Consider the following 15,088-nt stretch of genomic DNA (forward strand, 5'->3'; position numbering starts at 1 on the left):
GTATGTCCTCCCGACGGCCGGGTTGTCTGGATAAAACGGGCTGGATCGGGCTGATCCTGCTGGGGATGATCGTGTTGTCGGCGGTTTTCGCGCCCTTGTTATCCCCTTATCCTCCCGGATTGCAGCTTCCCGACGGGCTGGATGCTGATGGAGCCCCGCTACCGCCCTGCTGGCGCTTTCCGCTGGGGACTGATCTGCTGGGGCGGGATGTGCTGTCCCGGCTGTTATGGGGCGGACGGGATGCGCTGCTGATCGGTGGGGTGGCCAATACCGTTGCCGTCATGACCGGAACCCTCATCGGGGTGTGTGCCGCCATGGCGACAGGACGGGTGGGGGGCTGGATCGGGGCCGGGCTGATGCGGCTGACCGATCTGCTGGCCTCGATCCCCGTGCTGCTGCTGGCGGTGACAGTTTCGGCGGTGCTGCGCCCATCCATCTGGGTGGTGATGCTGGTGGTGGCGCTGGCAGGATGGGCGCCGGTCGCAAGGGTGATTTATGTTGAAACTTCCGGCCTGTCCGCACGCCTGCATGTGCGGGCGGCCCGTGCTTTGGGGGTGGGCTGGGGGAGGATCGTGCTGCGGCATATCCTGCCGCTGCTCGGGCCGGTGATTGTGGTCTGGGGTACGTTGGGGATAGCAGGCTCTGTGCTGCTGGAAGCGACATTGTCCTATCTCGGGGCGGGCGTGCAGCCGCCTGAAGCATCCTGGGGCAGCATCATCAATGAAAATCAGGCCTATCTGCTGATTGCGCCATGGCTGGTCTTTGCGCCGGGCGGAGCGATCCTGCTGCTGGCGGCAGGGGCGAATTTGACCGGCTCCGCGCTGAAGCGCCGCTGGATGCCGGGTGTGACGGAGCAGGATACCCTGTGAGCCTGTTTATCCTCCGGCGGCTGATACAGGCTGCATTGACCTTGCTGGGAGTGGCCGTGCTGGCCTTCCTGCTGATCCATATGATGCCGGCGGATCAGGCGCGCAGTGTGGCCGGACGCTCGGCAACGCTGGAGCAGGTGGCGCGCATCCGTCACGCCATGGGGCTGGACCGGTCCCTGATTGCGCAATTCTGCGGCTGGATCGGCGGGTTGGTACAGGGCGATCTGGGGCAGTCCCTGGTGCAGCGTGTCCCGGTGGCGCTGCTGATCGGGGAGCGTCTGCCGGCCACTCTTTTCCTGCTGGTGGGGGCTGTGTTGGCGGAGATTGCGATCGGCCTTCCTGCCGGTCTGCTGGCGGCCCGTGCTCCGGGCGGATGGCTGGACCGGATGGTGATGGGGGGATCGGTGATCGGTGTTTCCCTGCCGCCTTTCGTGGTGGCGCTGGGGATGTTGATGCTGTTCTCGGTCTGGCTCGGCTGGTTTCCGATCGGAGGATATGGGGGTGTACGGCACTGGGTGCTGCCTTCTGTCACGCTCGGCTTGCTGGGGGCGGGCTGGTATGCCCGGATGATCCGGGCCGCTGCGCAGCACGTGGTAGCAGCTGATTACATCCGCACGGCCCGTGCCAAGGGGGCCGGAGAAACCAGGATCATGATCCATCATGTGCTGCGAAATGCCGCTTTGCCGGTGCTGGCGCTGGCGGGAACCGATATTGCAGGATTCCTGTCCGGGGCGGTGGTGGTGGAAAGCGTGTTTGGCTGGCCGGGCATGGGGCAACTGGTGTGGCAGGCGATCCCGCTGCTGGATGTTCCGGTGATTCTGGGGGTGACGATGGTGGCGGCGGCTGGAGTGGTGCTGACCAGCCTGGTGGTCGATCTGCTGGCCCCGTTGATTGATCCGCGCATGGGGCTGCCGCGATGATGCTGACCCGCCGCGCCTGTCTGTCTGTCACCGGTCTGGCCGGTGCTGCCGCTGTGGTCGGGCCGGACCGGTCATATGCAGAGTCTTCTCCCCGGCGCGGGGGGACGCTCACCATCGCGTTTCGGGATGATATTGCCACGCTGGATCCGGCCATTGGCTACGATTTTCAGAACTGGGCGCTGATTCGCGCCCTGTTCTGCGGCCTGATGGACTACGAGCCGGGCACCACGATCCTGCGTCCTGGTCTGGCCGAGACTGTTTCCCTGTCGCCGGACGCGCTGGTCTATCGTTTCACCCTGCGGCAAGGCGTGCGGTTTCACCATGGTCGGGAGGTAACAGCGGCGGATGTCGTCTATTCGCTTCGCCGCACCATCCATCCGGCGACCCAAAGCCCAGGTCAGAGTTTCTATGCCGCTATTGAAGGTTTCGGCCCCTTCGTTGCGGGAGAAACACAGGCACTCCCGGGTCTCTTCGCACCTGATCCGCATACGGTGGTGATCCGGCTCTCCCGACCGTATGCGCCGTTCCTGCATGCATTGGCGCTGAATTTCGCTTCGGTGGTGCCACGGGACATGGTGGAGCGGTACGGTGCGGATTTCGGCCGTCACCCTGTAGGATGTGGTGCTTTCCGTTTCGACACCTGGCGCATCGGCCAGAGCGTCGTGCTGCGCCGTTACGAGGGATATTACGAACCGGGTCTGCCCTATCTCGACCGGATTATCGCCGAAATAGGGCAGGAGCCTCTGACCGCCATGCTGCGGCTGGAACGCGGCGAGATCGACGTGGTGGGTGACGGTATTCCCCCGGCAAGGCTGAATGCGATCCGGCGTGATCCGCGTTTTCAGGGGCTGATCGGCATCCGGCCGCGACTGGCGACGACCTATCTGGCCATGAACGTGACAAAGCCGCCTTTCGATACGCTGCTGGTCCGGCAGGCCGTGGCCCATGCGATCGACAAGACCCGCATCGTGCGGCTGATCAATGGCCGGGGCGAGCCGACTGGCCAGATTTTTCCACGCGGCCTGCCCGGATATGATCCATCCCTGTCAGGACCATCCTTTGATCCGGTGCGGGCGCGGAGCCTGTTGCGGAAAGCGGGCTGGCAGGACGGATTTCAGACGGACCTTATGACTGCCGCCACCGATCCCAATCCGCGTATCGCACAGGCTCTGCAACAGGATCTGGCCGCTATCGGTATCCGGATTTCCCTGCGCGTGCTGGCCCGTCCCGCGATGATCGAGGCTGCCTGTTCCGGCGCCGGTGCGCCGCTGATCTGGTCGGGCGATACCGGCTGGAGTGCCGATTTTCCTGATCCATCGGATTTTTACGGACCAATCCTGTCAGTGGCCGCCTCTGCGCCGGGCGGATGGAACTGGGCCAGATACCGTAATGCCGGCATCGACGCCCTCGCGGTGACGGCCGACGCCATGGCGGAACCATCACAAGCTCCGGAAAGGCTGAAGCGGTGGCAGGCGATTCAGGCGGCCATTCTGGCTGATCAGCCCTGGGTGCCGCTCTATAATCCTCTGTTTTTCGTGCCGCATACGGCCCGTATTCAGGGGGCAGATGCCCTGTTCACTGATCCGGTGGTGACGCCGGTGAACTTCATGCATGTCTATGCGGTTGATGGCTGACACAATGCCTGAACGGAGAAACCGGATGATACGTGCCGCCTATGTTGTCAGCGGACTGGTCGTGGCGGCTGCCACCTTGATGGCTAGTGCCGCTTCGGCCCAGACGCGGATAGGGTCGATCAATACCAGCTTCCGCTGGCTGGGGCCTGATGACCGGATCATCGTCGAGCGTTTCGATGATCCCAAAGTGCAGGGTGTATCCTGCTACCTGTCCCGTGCCGCGACTGGCGGGATGAAAGGCTGGGTCGGGCTGGCCGAGGATCCCAGCCGTTTTTCCGTCGCCTGTCAGCGCACCGGCCATGTCACGCTGCCGCAGGATCTTCCGAAGCAGGAGACGGTGGCTTTCGTCTCCTCCTCCCTGTTTTTCAAATCGTTCCAGATTGTCCGGATGGTCGATCCTGACCGGCCGGTACTGGTCTATACGGTGGTCAGCACGAAACTGGTGAAGGGATCGCCCTTCAACGCGATTTCCGTGGTCGGGCTGGACGGGCCGTAACCCCCTCCCTCAGCCGACCAGCGCCCGGATGGCATCGTGGTAGGCGGGGGCGGCCCAGTTCGTTCCCCCCTCCAGCCGGGCGCGCTCCCGGCCCTGCCGGTCGATGATCAGTGTGGTGGGGATGCCACGCAGTTTCAGTGCGGTCTGGGCTTCCCCATCATGATCCAGCCATGTGCCGAGATGGACGATGTTGTGCTTGCGGTAGAAATTATCCACCGCCTGCACGCCGCCCTGATCGGCGGAGAGCGGCAGCACGACAATCCCCTCATCTTTCACTGCGGCAGCGAGCTGATCCAGCGAGGGCATTTCCGCAACGCAGGGCGCACACCATGTGGCCCACAGATTCAGCACCACTCCCTTGCCGCTGAAATAGGCCATGCTGCGTGTATCCCCCATGGCGTCGATAAAGCGGAAGGCGGGCAGCCTGGCAGGCGGGTCGACCGGTTTCAGCCCATGCGGCAGTTCCCCCATTGTTGCGCCGCTGGCTTGTGACAGGGCCAGTTTGCGCCCCATGACGCCGCCCGCTAGGGTGCCGCCAATGGCCGCCAGCATTGTGCGGCGGGTTTTTAAATGCTTGCTGACAGGCATGACGACAGGCCTTCCTTCATGACGAACGATCAGACGACCACCACCGGCGATTCAGGGCAGAGATCAGCCAATATGCAATGGGGCGGACGCTTTGCTGCCGGTCCTGCCGCTATCATGCAAGAGATCAATGCGTCGATTGGTTTCGATCAGAAGCTGTGGCGGCAGGATATTCGCGGTTCCATGGCGCATGCGGCGATGCTCGCCCATGTCGGGATCATATCCGGGGAGGACGCGCAGGCTATCCGCTCCGGCCTTGAGCGAATCGCCGCTGAGATTGAGGCCGGACAATTCACTTTCTCCGTTGCGCTGGAAGATATTCACATGAATATCGAAGCCCGGCTGACCGAGCGGATCGGCGAGGCCGGGAAGCGCCTGCACACCGCGCGCAGCCGTAATGATCAGGTCGCGACTGATTTCCGCCTGTGGATCAGGGATGCGATTGACGGGCTGGATGCGCAGCTGGTCGATCTGATGCGTGCGTTGGCGCATCGCGCCGCCGACCATGCGGCGGATCCGATGCCGGGCTTCACCCATCTTCAGACCGCACAGCCGGTGACGTTCGGCCATCATCTGCTGGCCTATGTCGAAATGCTGGCGCGGGATCGCGGCCGTCTGGCTGATGCACGCAAACGCCTGAACGAATGCCCGCTCGGCTCGGCGGCGCTGGCGGGAACGTCCTTTCCGATCGACCGCCGTATGACCGCTGCGGCGCTGGGCTTCGACCGGCCGACGCGCAATTCGCTGGATGCGGTGTCGGATCGTGACTTCGCGCTGGAATTTTTATCGGCGGCCTCTATTTCCTCGATGCATCTGTCGCGCCTGGCCGAGGAAATTGTTATCTGGTGCAGCGCGCCCTGGCGGTTCATCTCCCTGTCCGATGCGTATACCACGGGCAGTTCCATCATGCCGCAGAAGCGCAATCCGGACGCGGCGGAGCTGGTCCGCGCCAAGGTTGGCCGTGTGGTGGGTGATCTGATCGGCCTGATGACGGTGATGAAGGGCCTGCCACTGGCCTATGCCAAGGACACGCAGGAGGACAAGGAGCCGGTGTTCGATGCGGCGGAAGCCTGGACCTTGTCCCTTGCCGCCATGGCCGGGATGGTGCGGGATATGACCCCGAATACCGATCGCATGCGTTTCTTTGCCGGCAGCGGTTTTGCCACCGCGACCGATCTGGCCGATTACCTTGTGCGGGCGCTGCATCTGCCGTTCCGCACCGCGCATCACGTCACCGGGCGTCTGGTGGCGAAGGCGGAGGCGAAGGGAATTGACCTTGCCGAACTGTCACTGGAAGAGATGCGGGAAGAAGAACCGGCCATCGGCGAGGATGTGTTTTCTGTGCTGACGGTTGATGCCTCCATTGCCTCGCGTCGGAGCGAAGGCGGCACCGCACCGGAAAACGTCGCGCAGCAGGCCGCCTGGTGGCGGGATCAGTTGAAGGAGACGGCTTGATGACCTGTTTGCGGGCATTTTCCCTGATGGTACTGCTGCTGGGTCTGGGGTTCGGCCTGACGGCCTGCGGCAAGCGTGGTGCTCCGTCCCCGCCCGGGCCGCCGGACCAGATTACATATCCCCATACCTACCCGAGCCGCTGACCAGGGAATTGCCGTGATGGACATGCATGTGACGGATACGGACCGACCGGATCCTTCGGTGATGGAACTGATTGCCGCACGCCCGAGCCTTTCCATGCATGCTATGGATGGGCTGCTGCTGGATGATGTGCCGTTGAATGCCATTGCCGATGCGCAGGGCACGCCGTGCTGGGTCTATTCGGCGGTGACGTTCCGCCGGCGTTACCGGCTGTTGCGTGATGCGCTGGCGGAGGCTGGGATCGCGCCGCATATCCATTTCGCAGTGAAGGCCAATGACCACCTCGCCGTGCTGCGTCTGCTCGGCAATGAGGGTGCGGGCGCGGATGTGGTCAGCGGCGGTGAACTCAGCCGCGCGCGGGCGGCGGGGATTCCGGCAGAGCGGATCGTGTTCTCCGGTGTTGGCAAGACCGCGGCAGAGCTGACACTGGCCCTGTCCGAAGGGATCGCCCAGATCAATGTGGAGAGCGCGGAGGAGTTGGACATGCTCTCCGCCATTGCGTCCGGTATGGGCCGTACGGCGCGGATCGCGCTGCGGGTCAATCCGGATGTGGATGCCGGTACGCACCCCAAGATCACGACGGGTCTGGCTGATAACAAATTCGGCATTCAGGCCGGGGATGTCCCTGCCCTGTATGCGCGCGCTGCGTCCCTGCCGGGGATCGAGCCGGTCGGTCTTGCCATGCATATCGGCAGCCAGATCAATGTCATGACCCCGTTCCTGGCCGCGTTCCGCCGTATGGCGATTCTGGTACAGGCGCTGCGGGATCAGGGGCAGACAGTCAGACTGGTGGATTGCGGGGGTGGTCTGGGGATCGATTACCGCGGTGATGTCACCTCCACCCCGGCGGCGCTGGCCGGGGCGATGAAGGCGGAGCTGGGCGGTCTGGATGTGCAGCTTGTGCTGGAGCCGGGGCGCTGGCTGGCCGGGCCCGCCGGTGTGCTGCTGTCCAGTGTCGTCCTGGTGAAGCAGTCGCGGCCCCGTCCTTTCGTGGTGCTGGATGCGGCGATGAACGATCTGCTGCGCCCATCACTGTATGAGGCATGGCACGGGATCGTGCCCTTATCCGCGGTCGAGGCCGCGCATGCGCCGATCGACTGCGATGTGGTGGGTCCGGTCTGCGAAACCGGTGATACCTTTGCGCGGGCGCGGTCCCTGCCGCCGCTTCAGGCCGGCAGCCGGGTCGCAATTCTGGAGGCGGGGGCTTACGGTGCGGTGATGAGCTCCACATATAATGCCAGACCGCTGGCGGCTCAGGTGCTGGTTGATGATGGACGCTGGACGGTGATCCGCCCGCGTCAGATGGTCGAGGCGTTGTGGCGTGATGAGGTGATTCCGGCGCATCTCACCCGGCAGGGCTGACAGCAACCCGCAACAGGCAAATGAGAGGCAGCCGTATGGAGTATCGGGCCGGATGACGGCGGAGAATCCTTCCACGCTTCCTCCAATACTTGCGCAGCGGCGGCGGCAGGCGTTGCGTGTGCTGCGGCTGGAGCGGCTCTGCCGTGCCGCCTGGCCGCTTCTGCCTGCCACCGGGTTATTTATCAGCCTTGTTTTGCTGGATGTCTGGACGTGGCTGCCGCCATGGCCGCATCTGATCCTGCTGATCGTATTCTGGGCCGGGCTTGGCATCTGGGTGGTATGGCGGTGGCGTGTTCTGCCGAAACCGCTCCGGACCGATGCCGACCGGCGGCTGGAGCAGGATGCCGGGCTGGCCCATCGCCCTTTGGCCACGCTGGATGATCGACCTGCTCAGGGCAGCTCCCCGATGGCGCAGGCTTTGTGGCATGCCCATGCACACCGTGTACTGGATCAGGTGCGGATACTTCGCCCGGCGGTGCTGCGTTCCGGCATTGCTGTCAGGGATCGTTTCGCCCTGCGCGCCTTGTCCCTGATTGTGTTGGCGGCATTGGCGGTCAGTGCCGGGGGAGATTTTTCCGCTCGGCTGGTGCATGCACTCTGGCCGGTTCTGCCCCCTGCGCCATCTGTTCCGGCGCCGCAGGTGCAGGCATGGATTACGCCTCCCGCCTATACCGGGTTGCCTCCGATTTTCCTGCGTGGCGAAACCGACGCGGCGCATCACCCTTACGTGGTTCCGGTCGGCTCAATGCTGTCTCTGACCGTCTCAGGTCTCGATACGCCGCCGGGGCTGGAACTGGATGGTCACAAGACCCTTCTGCCCCGTCTGGCGAAGGGCAGTTTTCAGGCCAGCATTCCGCTGGGGCAGCAGGCTGTCAGCTCTGATGCACCTCTGACATTGCGAGCAGCCAGCGGGGCTGTTCTTGCTACATGGCGCATCAGGAAGGTGGCCGATGCTCCCCCGCAGGTTGCGTTCACCGGGGCACCGGAAAAGGCAGTGCATAGCTATGCGGTGCGTATTCCGTGGCAGGCACGGGATGATTACGGCATCGTCGAGGTCATCGCCCTTCTGCATTTGGCCGAACGGCCTGATCTGCCCCCCGCCAGAGTGCTTTTACCGGTTCCTGCAGGCCATCCTCGTCTGACCGGGGGTACGACTGACAGCGATCTGACCGCCAATCCATGGGCGGGTCTGCCGGTCACAGTCACTCTGGTCGCGAAGGATACGGCGGGGCAGACCGGACATTCGGACGTTGTCGAGCTGGTGTTGCCGCAGAAGCCGTTCCGCAATCCGCTGGCAAGAGCGCTGCTGTCGATCCGCCAGTCTCTGGCACGCCAGCCGGAAGACCGGCGCAACGCGGTTGGTTTGCTGGTGGAGTTGGGGGCTCAGCCCGGTATTCTGGCCGATGATCCGGGAGGATACCTCAATCTGCGCGCCATTACTTCGGAGCTGGCACGGAACACGTCTGCCTCTGCGATCAACGATGCGCTCAACCGGTTGTGGCTGCTTGCCCTGCATATCGAGGAAGGGGGTGCCGAGCGCACGGCCCGCGCTCTGTCTGCTGCCCGTCAGGAACTGCGGGAGGCGCTGAACCAGCAGAAAAACGGCGCTCCCCCGGATCAGCGCGAGATGCAGCGTCTGATGAGCCAGCTTGAGCGCGCCCTGTCCGATCATTTGAAGCAGATGGCGGAGCAGGCGAAGCGGGAAGCGGCGACACCCGCCCCGGAGGACCGTACTGTCCCCCTGATGGACCAGCTGCACAAACTGGACGAGCAGATGCGGCAGGCCCTGAAAGAGGGCCGGATGGAGGATGCGCGCCGCGCCATGGCGTCGATGGAGCGCGCTCTGGACCGATTGCAGCATGCAAAGCCGCTGACGGCGGAACAGAAGGCCCGCCGGGCGAAGCAGCAGCAGGCCAGACGGCAGGCGCAGGAACAGATGAAGGCGTTGCAGGATCTGACCCGCCGGCAGGCCGGATTGCTGGATAATGCGCAGAAGCGTGCCGAGGCGGCTCAGCAGGATGCCCCCCGCTTTCCGGATTTCGGCCCGGAGAATGATCCGGATGACGGGCCGCCCGATCAGCAGGGGCAGGGAGGCAGTCAATCCCAATCGGGACAACCTCCCTCAGGACGGCCGGGGCAGCAGGGCAGACGGTCTGATCCGGCTGAGCCCCTGCGAAAAGCGGATGAGGCCGCCCAGCAGGATGTGCGTCACAAACTGGCCGATCTGATGCAGCAGTTCAGCGAACGGGGCGGCCAGATTCCGCGCGGGATGGCGCAGGCTGATGCCGCGATGCGCGATGCGATCGATGCGATGCGCCGTGGCCGTGATGATCAGACTGTCGATGCGGAACGACGGGCGCTCCAGAAACTGGCGGAGGGCCAGCAGGACATCAATCGCCAGCAGCAGGCCAATAAAGGTGGCCGCCCCGGTCAGGATCAAGGCGGAGATGAGCAGGAGGATGGCGATGAGGATGCGGTGACGCTCGGCGCCCCTTCTCAAGGCCAGCGCCGGGAGTCGGGTGATGGGCAAACGCCTGGCGAACAGGCCGGTGACAATGACAGCGATGGCGCGGGTGATCAGCACGACCGGCGCGACCCATTCGGACGCAGCCGCTCCGTGGGATCGGCTGCGGGGGATGAGAATGGCGATGATGTCCGCCTGCCCGGGCAGATGGAGCCGATGCGCAGCCGGGATGTGCAGCAGGAATTGCGCCGCCGTGGTGCCGAGCGTAACCGCCCGCAGGAGGAACTGGATTATATCGACCGGCTGTTGCAGCAGTTTTGATCCACACCAATCGATGCATTTCAGACTTCCCCGGATCATGGCAAAATCGTTTTTCAGTCGGCAGGGCGCGGTGGAGGCAAGGGTGCTGACATGATCCGGTTTGAGCAGGTTGGACTGCGCTATGGACCATTGCGTCGGGCAACGGGCGGCACGACTTTGGGTGATACGGATCAGCCCGGTCTTGTTGAGCCGGGGGAAGTGCTCCGGGATGTTTCCCTGACGGTGCCCGATGGTAGTTTCCGCTGGCTGCTCGGTCCTTCCGGTGCGGGGAAAAGCAGTCTGCTGCGGCTGATGTATGCGGCGATCCGTCCGACCCGTGGCCGCATCATGTTGCTGGGGGCTGATCTGGCTGTGACGCCGCGGGCTGCATTGCCTGTCCTGCGTCGGCGGATCGGGGTCGTATTTCAGGATTTTCGCCTGTTGCCGCATCTGAACGCGTTTGACAACGTCGCCTTGCCCTTGCGTATCGCGGGGCGCCCGGAGGGACAGATCAGGGCCGATGTGGCGGAGTTGCTGCGCTGGGTTGGTCTGGCCCGCAAGATGAACGCCCGACCCGCTGAGTTATCAGGTGGCGAGCAGCAGCGTGTGGCGATTGCGCGGGCTGTGATTGGACGTCCCGCCTTGATTCTGGCGGATGAGCCGACCGGTAATCTGGATGAAGCGCAGGCGGAACGGCTGATGCAGCTTCTGAAGGAGTTGAACCGGTTGGGAACGACGATCGTGGTGGCGACGCATAATGACGGGCTGGTGGCCCGCCATCCCGCACCCGCTTTGCGTCTGGCCCATGGTCATGTGCTGGCTGAGGATACCGGATGGACGCAGGGTATGATCGGGCGGGAATCCGGCTTTTCCTACGGTCTTGCAGCACCGGAGGAGGAAATAGCCTACCCTCATGCTTCGGCTGGTCAGGCCGGGCTGCATGGGTCTGCGCCGCTGCAACCGGGAAGAAACGGCGTGGCGGTCGAGCGTTCGTTCAGAAACAGGCCGGCCGGGAGCCGTTTCCTTTGATGCGTTGTGATGCCCGCCGCTCATGAGCACCCGTCAGGAAAGACAACGCCGCCGGGCAGAGGAACGCCGCAGCCGCCGTCTGCGCCCGATGCGCTTCGACGATCTGGGGCTGCGTCGTGCCCTCTCGGACCGGCTGCTGCCTTTGCTGGTGGCAGCCATGGCGTTTCTGGCGGCTCTGGCATTCGCAGGATATGTCGCAGCTGATGCTTTGGGGCGACATTGGCAGGAAGGCGCTGCGGCCTCCATGACCGTGCAGGTGCCACGGCCGGCAGCAAGAGCCGATGATAAAGCCTCACTGGAGGCTGACGGGAATCAGGCGGATACGCGGCGTGATGCCGTGCTGGCCGTGCTGCGCGCCACGCGGGGCATCGCCTCGGCCGAAGCGATGTCGGATCAGGAACTGACCGCACTGCTGCGTCCCTGGCTTGGCTCTGATGCCGAAACATTATCCCTGCCGCTCCCGGCTGTGATCCGTGTGCGCCAGAATGCGGCAGGGAGTCCGGGGAATGGTGCGACGCTGGATATGACAGCGCTGGCTGCGACGCTGGAGCGGGTTGCCCCTGGCACCGTTGTGGAAAGCCATGGTGTCTGGCTGGGCCGTCTGACCGCGCTGGCACACAGCCTTCAGCTCTGCGCCGGTCTGGTGTTGATCGTTGTGACGCTGGTTGCGGTCTGTGTCATTGCGGTGGCAACACGGGCGGGGCTGATGGCCCGGCGAGAGGCAATTGAAATCGTGCATGGGCTGGGTGCTGCGGATGGTTATATCGCACGGCGCTTCGCGGGGCGTACCACAGCCCTGGCCGCTGCCGGGGGATTGGCAGGTGGGCTACTGGCTTTGCCGGTGCTGATCTTCATGGGGCGGCTGGCAGCGCCATTTGGCGGGCTGGATGAGGTGGAACCCGTGCAGGGCGGTGTGGGCGGAATCGTCTCCTGGCTGCCTCTGGCCCTTTGGCTGACGATTCCCTGTATGCCGATGGGGGCTGCCTGTATCGGCTGGCTGACCACCCAGATGACCGTTCGTCGTTGGCTGAGGCGCCTGCCGTAGCGATGGGATATGCTGCTTCCTCCCTGTCGAGACGGATGGGCCGGGCCGTGGTGACCGTGCTGAACGGGTTTGGCCTGCTCGGTGGCTTTGCCCTGCTGATCCTGTCCGGTGGGTTTTTATGGTTTGCATGGCAAAGCCAGCACGTTCTCCGCGCGCCGGCGCATGCGGATGGCATCGTGGTTCTGACCGGCGGCGCGGAACGTGTCGCGACCGGATTGAAGCTGCTTGCGGCTGGGCGTGGCAGTGTCCTGTTGATTTCAGGCGTGGCGAAGGGGGCCTCACTGGGTACGCTTGCGCGCGTTGCTGGCATTGATCCGGTTCCTTTGGAGGGGCGGGTCACGCTGGGGTATGAGGCCGCCACCACGCGGGGTAATGCTCTGGAAACAGCCGACTGGGCGCATGAGCGAGGTCTGAAAAGCGTCATCGTCGTCACAGCGGGGTATCATATGCCACGCGCACTGGCCGAGCTGCGGCGTGCCATGCCCGATGTGATACTGTATCCGGAGACGGTACACCCGGATCAGGGGGGCAGCCTGCTCAATGTTTTGAAGCTGCTGTTGTCTGAATATGTGAAATGGCTGGGTGCGGAGCTGCATCTGTCCAGCCTGACGCCGGTCCGTGAAACGTGATGAGCTGACAGGATCTGCCAGGGAATGATTTTTCTCCGTTCGCTGCTGTTTAACGCAGTGTTTTTTACCGTCACGTTTGTGCTGAGCCTGTATGGATTTGTGCTGCGCTTTGTCGCCCCGCATCGTTTGATCGACGATGCCCGTCTGTGGTCACGCATCATGATCGCGGCGGCCCGGCTGATCTGCGGTATTCATGTCCGTGTACGCGGGCTGGAGAACCTGCCGCCCGGACAGCCAGTGCTGATCGCTTCCCAGCATCAATCCGCGTTCGATACCATGGTATGGTTCGGGCTGGCCTCCTACCCGGTCTATGTTCTGAAAAAGCAGCTGCTGAAAATCCCGGTTTTCGGGCCGTTGCTGCCACTGACGGGGATGATTCCGGTGGATCGGGATGGTGGCATGACCTCTTTGCGTAATCTGGTCAGTGCATCGATGGAGGCAGCCTCATTGAACCGGCAGATTGTGATCTTCCCGGAAGGCACCCGCATGGATCCGGGGGTAGAGGCGCCGCTGCATCCCGGTATTTATGCGGTGGCCTCGCAGACGGGGCTGCCGATCGTGCCGGTCACGACCAATTCCGGTCTTTTCTGGGGACGCCGTGCATTCCGTAAATATCCGGGCACGATCAATGTCGATATTCATCCGCCCCTTTCCCCTGGCAGCCGGGCCGTAACCATGGAGGCTCTTCGCAGCCTGTATCATCGTGCTGGCAATGACATAGCCAGATTTGTCCACACCTCGGAGAAGGCTGTGGATAAGTCTGTGGTTTAGTCTGAAGGAATCGTCAGGAAAAAAACGAACTGAATTATATAAGCTATTGATTTAAAATAAAAAATCATGGGGATGGACAAGGTTTGAAGGATTCCGGGCATGATGGGGATGAATGGCGGCGCGACGGCGGCCCTGAATGCCCTTAAACTGTTCTGGATGAACGATTTGGTCGCACGTCCAGCACAGCGGAGCCTCCCATGAGACGTCTCTGGTTCCGTCTCGTCCTTTTTGCCTTCGTTCTGGCGGGCGCTGATTATGTGCTCTGGCAGTGGGCTGTGAACCGTCTGGTGGAGCAATCGCTGCTCTGGACACAGCAGCGACCGGATGGACTGATGCTCAAGGCCCGTGCAGCTGCATTATCCGGTGGCTGGCCGCTGCTGGCGCGGATCACCCTGCCGGAGCCGGAGCTGTTTGTCGGCGGATATCCTGTCTGGCAGGGACAGGCGCTGGAGGTGGAGGTATCGCCGTGGCATCCCCTGCAACTGCTCATGAGGCCACAGGGACCGCAGGCTGCTCTTCCTGAATCACCCTGGAAGATTCTGATGCAATCTGCCAGTGCCAGTGTCACGTTGCCGGTCAGGCTTGTCTGGGATGGGTGGTGGCCGGTTGGACTGGTGCCGGATACGGACCCGTCCATGCATATTCTCGATCTTCATCTGACGGCCCAGGATGTGCGTTTGCGGCCCGATGGTCCCGGCTGGACAAGCGCTGATCCCGCCCCGCACCCTGAGACAGGACCGCCTGCAGGATACGATATCACCACCGTCAGCAGGGTGGTGATGCATCTGCGACTGGATCAGGCTCTGGCCGTGCAGTGCAATGTTGATGATGTCGTGTTGCCGCCGGTTCGTCCATGGCCATTCGGGAAAACGGTACAGCATGCAAGTGTGACTGCCAGAATTGATCCATTTCCTTTTTCGAACGTTCAGCGTCGGGATAAAATCAGAACGTGGCAAGCCGCATCGGGTGTGTTCAGAATACTGGATGCCACTCTGACATGGGGTAGCCTGCATGCCAGCATGGCGGGACAGGGAGGGCTGGATGACTCTTTGCAACCGGTCATGCAGGGCGTTGCGACGATGGCATCACCCGAGGAGACCATGACGGTATTGCGTGATCAGGGCTGGATCGCTCCCGGATTATACATGGCCGCCAAAACCATGCTGAGCCTGTTTGTCCAAGCGACAGACGCGCCAGAGAGTGCAACACAGACGGGCAATGTCGGTTATGCCGGTTCCGCCCGGAACGCTGCTTCGTATGTTTCCGTGCCTTTCCGGCTGGCCGACAGCGTTTTGATGATCGGACAGATTCCGGTTCTGAAAGTACCCCCTCCCTTTTGGGCGGATCGTCGCCGGTAACGGCTTTTCGCCCAGCGTTGAAGGAAAAAC

General features: G+C 63.1%; 14 protein-coding genes. 13 read left to right on the forward strand and 1 reads right to left on the reverse strand.

Annotated elements, in window-relative coordinates; translation table 11 throughout:
* Positions 1 to 2 precede the first annotated feature (2 nt).
* From GbCGDNIH8_RS00610 to GbCGDNIH8_RS00625, 4 genes are read left to right on the forward strand one after another with little or no spacing between them, the layout of a single operon-like run.
* Positions 3 to 869, forward strand: a complete 867-nt coding sequence (locus tag GbCGDNIH8_RS00610; RefSeq protein WP_072571705.1) for an ABC transporter permease — start codon at positions 3 to 5, stop codon at positions 867 to 869.
* Positions 866 to 1,789 (forward strand): ABC transporter permease, encoded by a 924-nt coding sequence (locus GbCGDNIH8_RS00615; RefSeq protein WP_072571706.1) that lies wholly within the window; start codon positions 866 to 868, stop codon positions 1,787 to 1,789. Before GbCGDNIH8_RS00610 ends, GbCGDNIH8_RS00615 begins: the two co-directional genes overlap by 4 nt.
* Complete coding sequence (locus GbCGDNIH8_RS00620) at positions 1,786 to 3,423, forward strand: ABC transporter substrate-binding protein (RefSeq protein WP_072571707.1); 1,638 nt, start codon at positions 1,786 to 1,788, stop codon at positions 3,421 to 3,423. The genes GbCGDNIH8_RS00615 and GbCGDNIH8_RS00620 overlap by 4 nt, the downstream gene beginning before the upstream one ends.
* Before the next feature lie 25 nt (positions 3,424 to 3,448).
* The gene (locus GbCGDNIH8_RS00625) at positions 3,449 to 3,919 is read left to right on the forward strand and encodes a CreA family protein (RefSeq protein ID WP_072571708.1); all 471 of its coding nucleotides are present in this window, start codon (positions 3,449 to 3,451) and stop codon (positions 3,917 to 3,919) included.
* Between the two features lie 9 nt (positions 3,920 to 3,928).
* On the opposite strand, the gene GbCGDNIH8_RS00630 is transcribed toward GbCGDNIH8_RS00625, so the two are convergent.
* Complete coding sequence (locus tag GbCGDNIH8_RS00630) at positions 3,929 to 4,507, reverse strand: TlpA disulfide reductase family protein (protein ID WP_072571709.1); 579 nt, start codon at positions 4,505 to 4,507, stop codon at positions 3,929 to 3,931.
* An 18-nt stretch (positions 4,508 to 4,525) separates the two neighbouring features.
* Between GbCGDNIH8_RS00630 and argH the strand changes: the two genes are divergently transcribed.
* From argH to GbCGDNIH8_RS00670, 9 genes are all read left to right on the forward strand, one after another.
* Entirely contained in the window at positions 4,526 to 5,959 is a 1,434-nt protein-coding gene (argH, locus tag GbCGDNIH8_RS00635; protein ID WP_072571710.1) for an argininosuccinate lyase, read from the forward strand.
* Positions 5,959 to 6,102: a hypothetical protein gene (locus GbCGDNIH8_RS13020; protein ID WP_164504075.1), complete on the forward strand. Its 144-nt coding sequence runs from the start codon at positions 5,959 to 5,961 to the stop codon at positions 6,100 to 6,102. Before argH ends, GbCGDNIH8_RS13020 begins: the two co-directional genes overlap by 1 nt.
* 22 nt (positions 6,103 to 6,124) lie before the next feature.
* Positions 6,125 to 7,462, forward strand: a complete 1,338-nt coding sequence (lysA, locus tag GbCGDNIH8_RS00640) for a diaminopimelate decarboxylase (protein WP_072573475.1) — start codon at positions 6,125 to 6,127, stop codon at positions 7,460 to 7,462.
* 52 nt (positions 7,463 to 7,514) lie between these two features.
* Positions 7,515 to 10,247, forward strand: coding sequence for a DUF4175 domain-containing protein (locus tag GbCGDNIH8_RS00645; RefSeq protein ID WP_072571711.1), 2,733 nt, complete (start codon positions 7,515 to 7,517; stop codon positions 10,245 to 10,247).
* Positions 10,248 to 10,337: 90 nt separating this feature from the next.
* A complete protein-coding gene (locus GbCGDNIH8_RS00650) occupies positions 10,338 to 11,255 on the forward strand; it encodes a cell division ATP-binding protein FtsE (protein WP_072571712.1) in 918 nt (305 codons plus the stop codon).
* Between the two features lie 22 nt (positions 11,256 to 11,277).
* Positions 11,278 to 12,300 carry a cell division protein FtsX gene (locus GbCGDNIH8_RS00655; protein ID WP_367593388.1) on the forward strand — a complete coding sequence of 341 codons (1,023 nt, stop codon included), beginning with the start codon at positions 11,278 to 11,280 and terminating at the stop codon, positions 12,298 to 12,300.
* Entirely contained in the window at positions 12,279 to 12,929 is a 651-nt protein-coding gene (locus GbCGDNIH8_RS00660; RefSeq protein ID WP_253736058.1) for a YdcF family protein, read from the forward strand. The genes GbCGDNIH8_RS00655 and GbCGDNIH8_RS00660 overlap by 22 nt, the downstream gene beginning before the upstream one ends.
* 24 nt (positions 12,930 to 12,953) lie before the next feature.
* On the forward strand, positions 12,954 to 13,700 hold the full coding sequence (locus tag GbCGDNIH8_RS00665; protein ID WP_072571713.1) for a lysophospholipid acyltransferase family protein: 747 nt from the start codon (positions 12,954 to 12,956) through the stop codon (positions 13,698 to 13,700).
* Positions 13,701 to 13,897: 197 nt separating this feature from the next.
* Positions 13,898 to 15,058 carry a DUF2125 domain-containing protein gene (locus tag GbCGDNIH8_RS00670; RefSeq protein ID WP_072571714.1) on the forward strand — a complete coding sequence of 387 codons (1,161 nt, stop codon included), beginning with the start codon at positions 13,898 to 13,900 and terminating at the stop codon, positions 15,056 to 15,058.
* The last annotated feature ends 30 nt before the right edge of the window (positions 15,059 to 15,088 follow it).

It is taken from the genome of Granulibacter bethesdensis (assembly GCF_001889545.1).
In the GTDB taxonomy this organism is placed as follows: domain Bacteria; phylum Pseudomonadota; class Alphaproteobacteria; order Acetobacterales; family Acetobacteraceae; genus Granulibacter; species Granulibacter bethesdensis_B.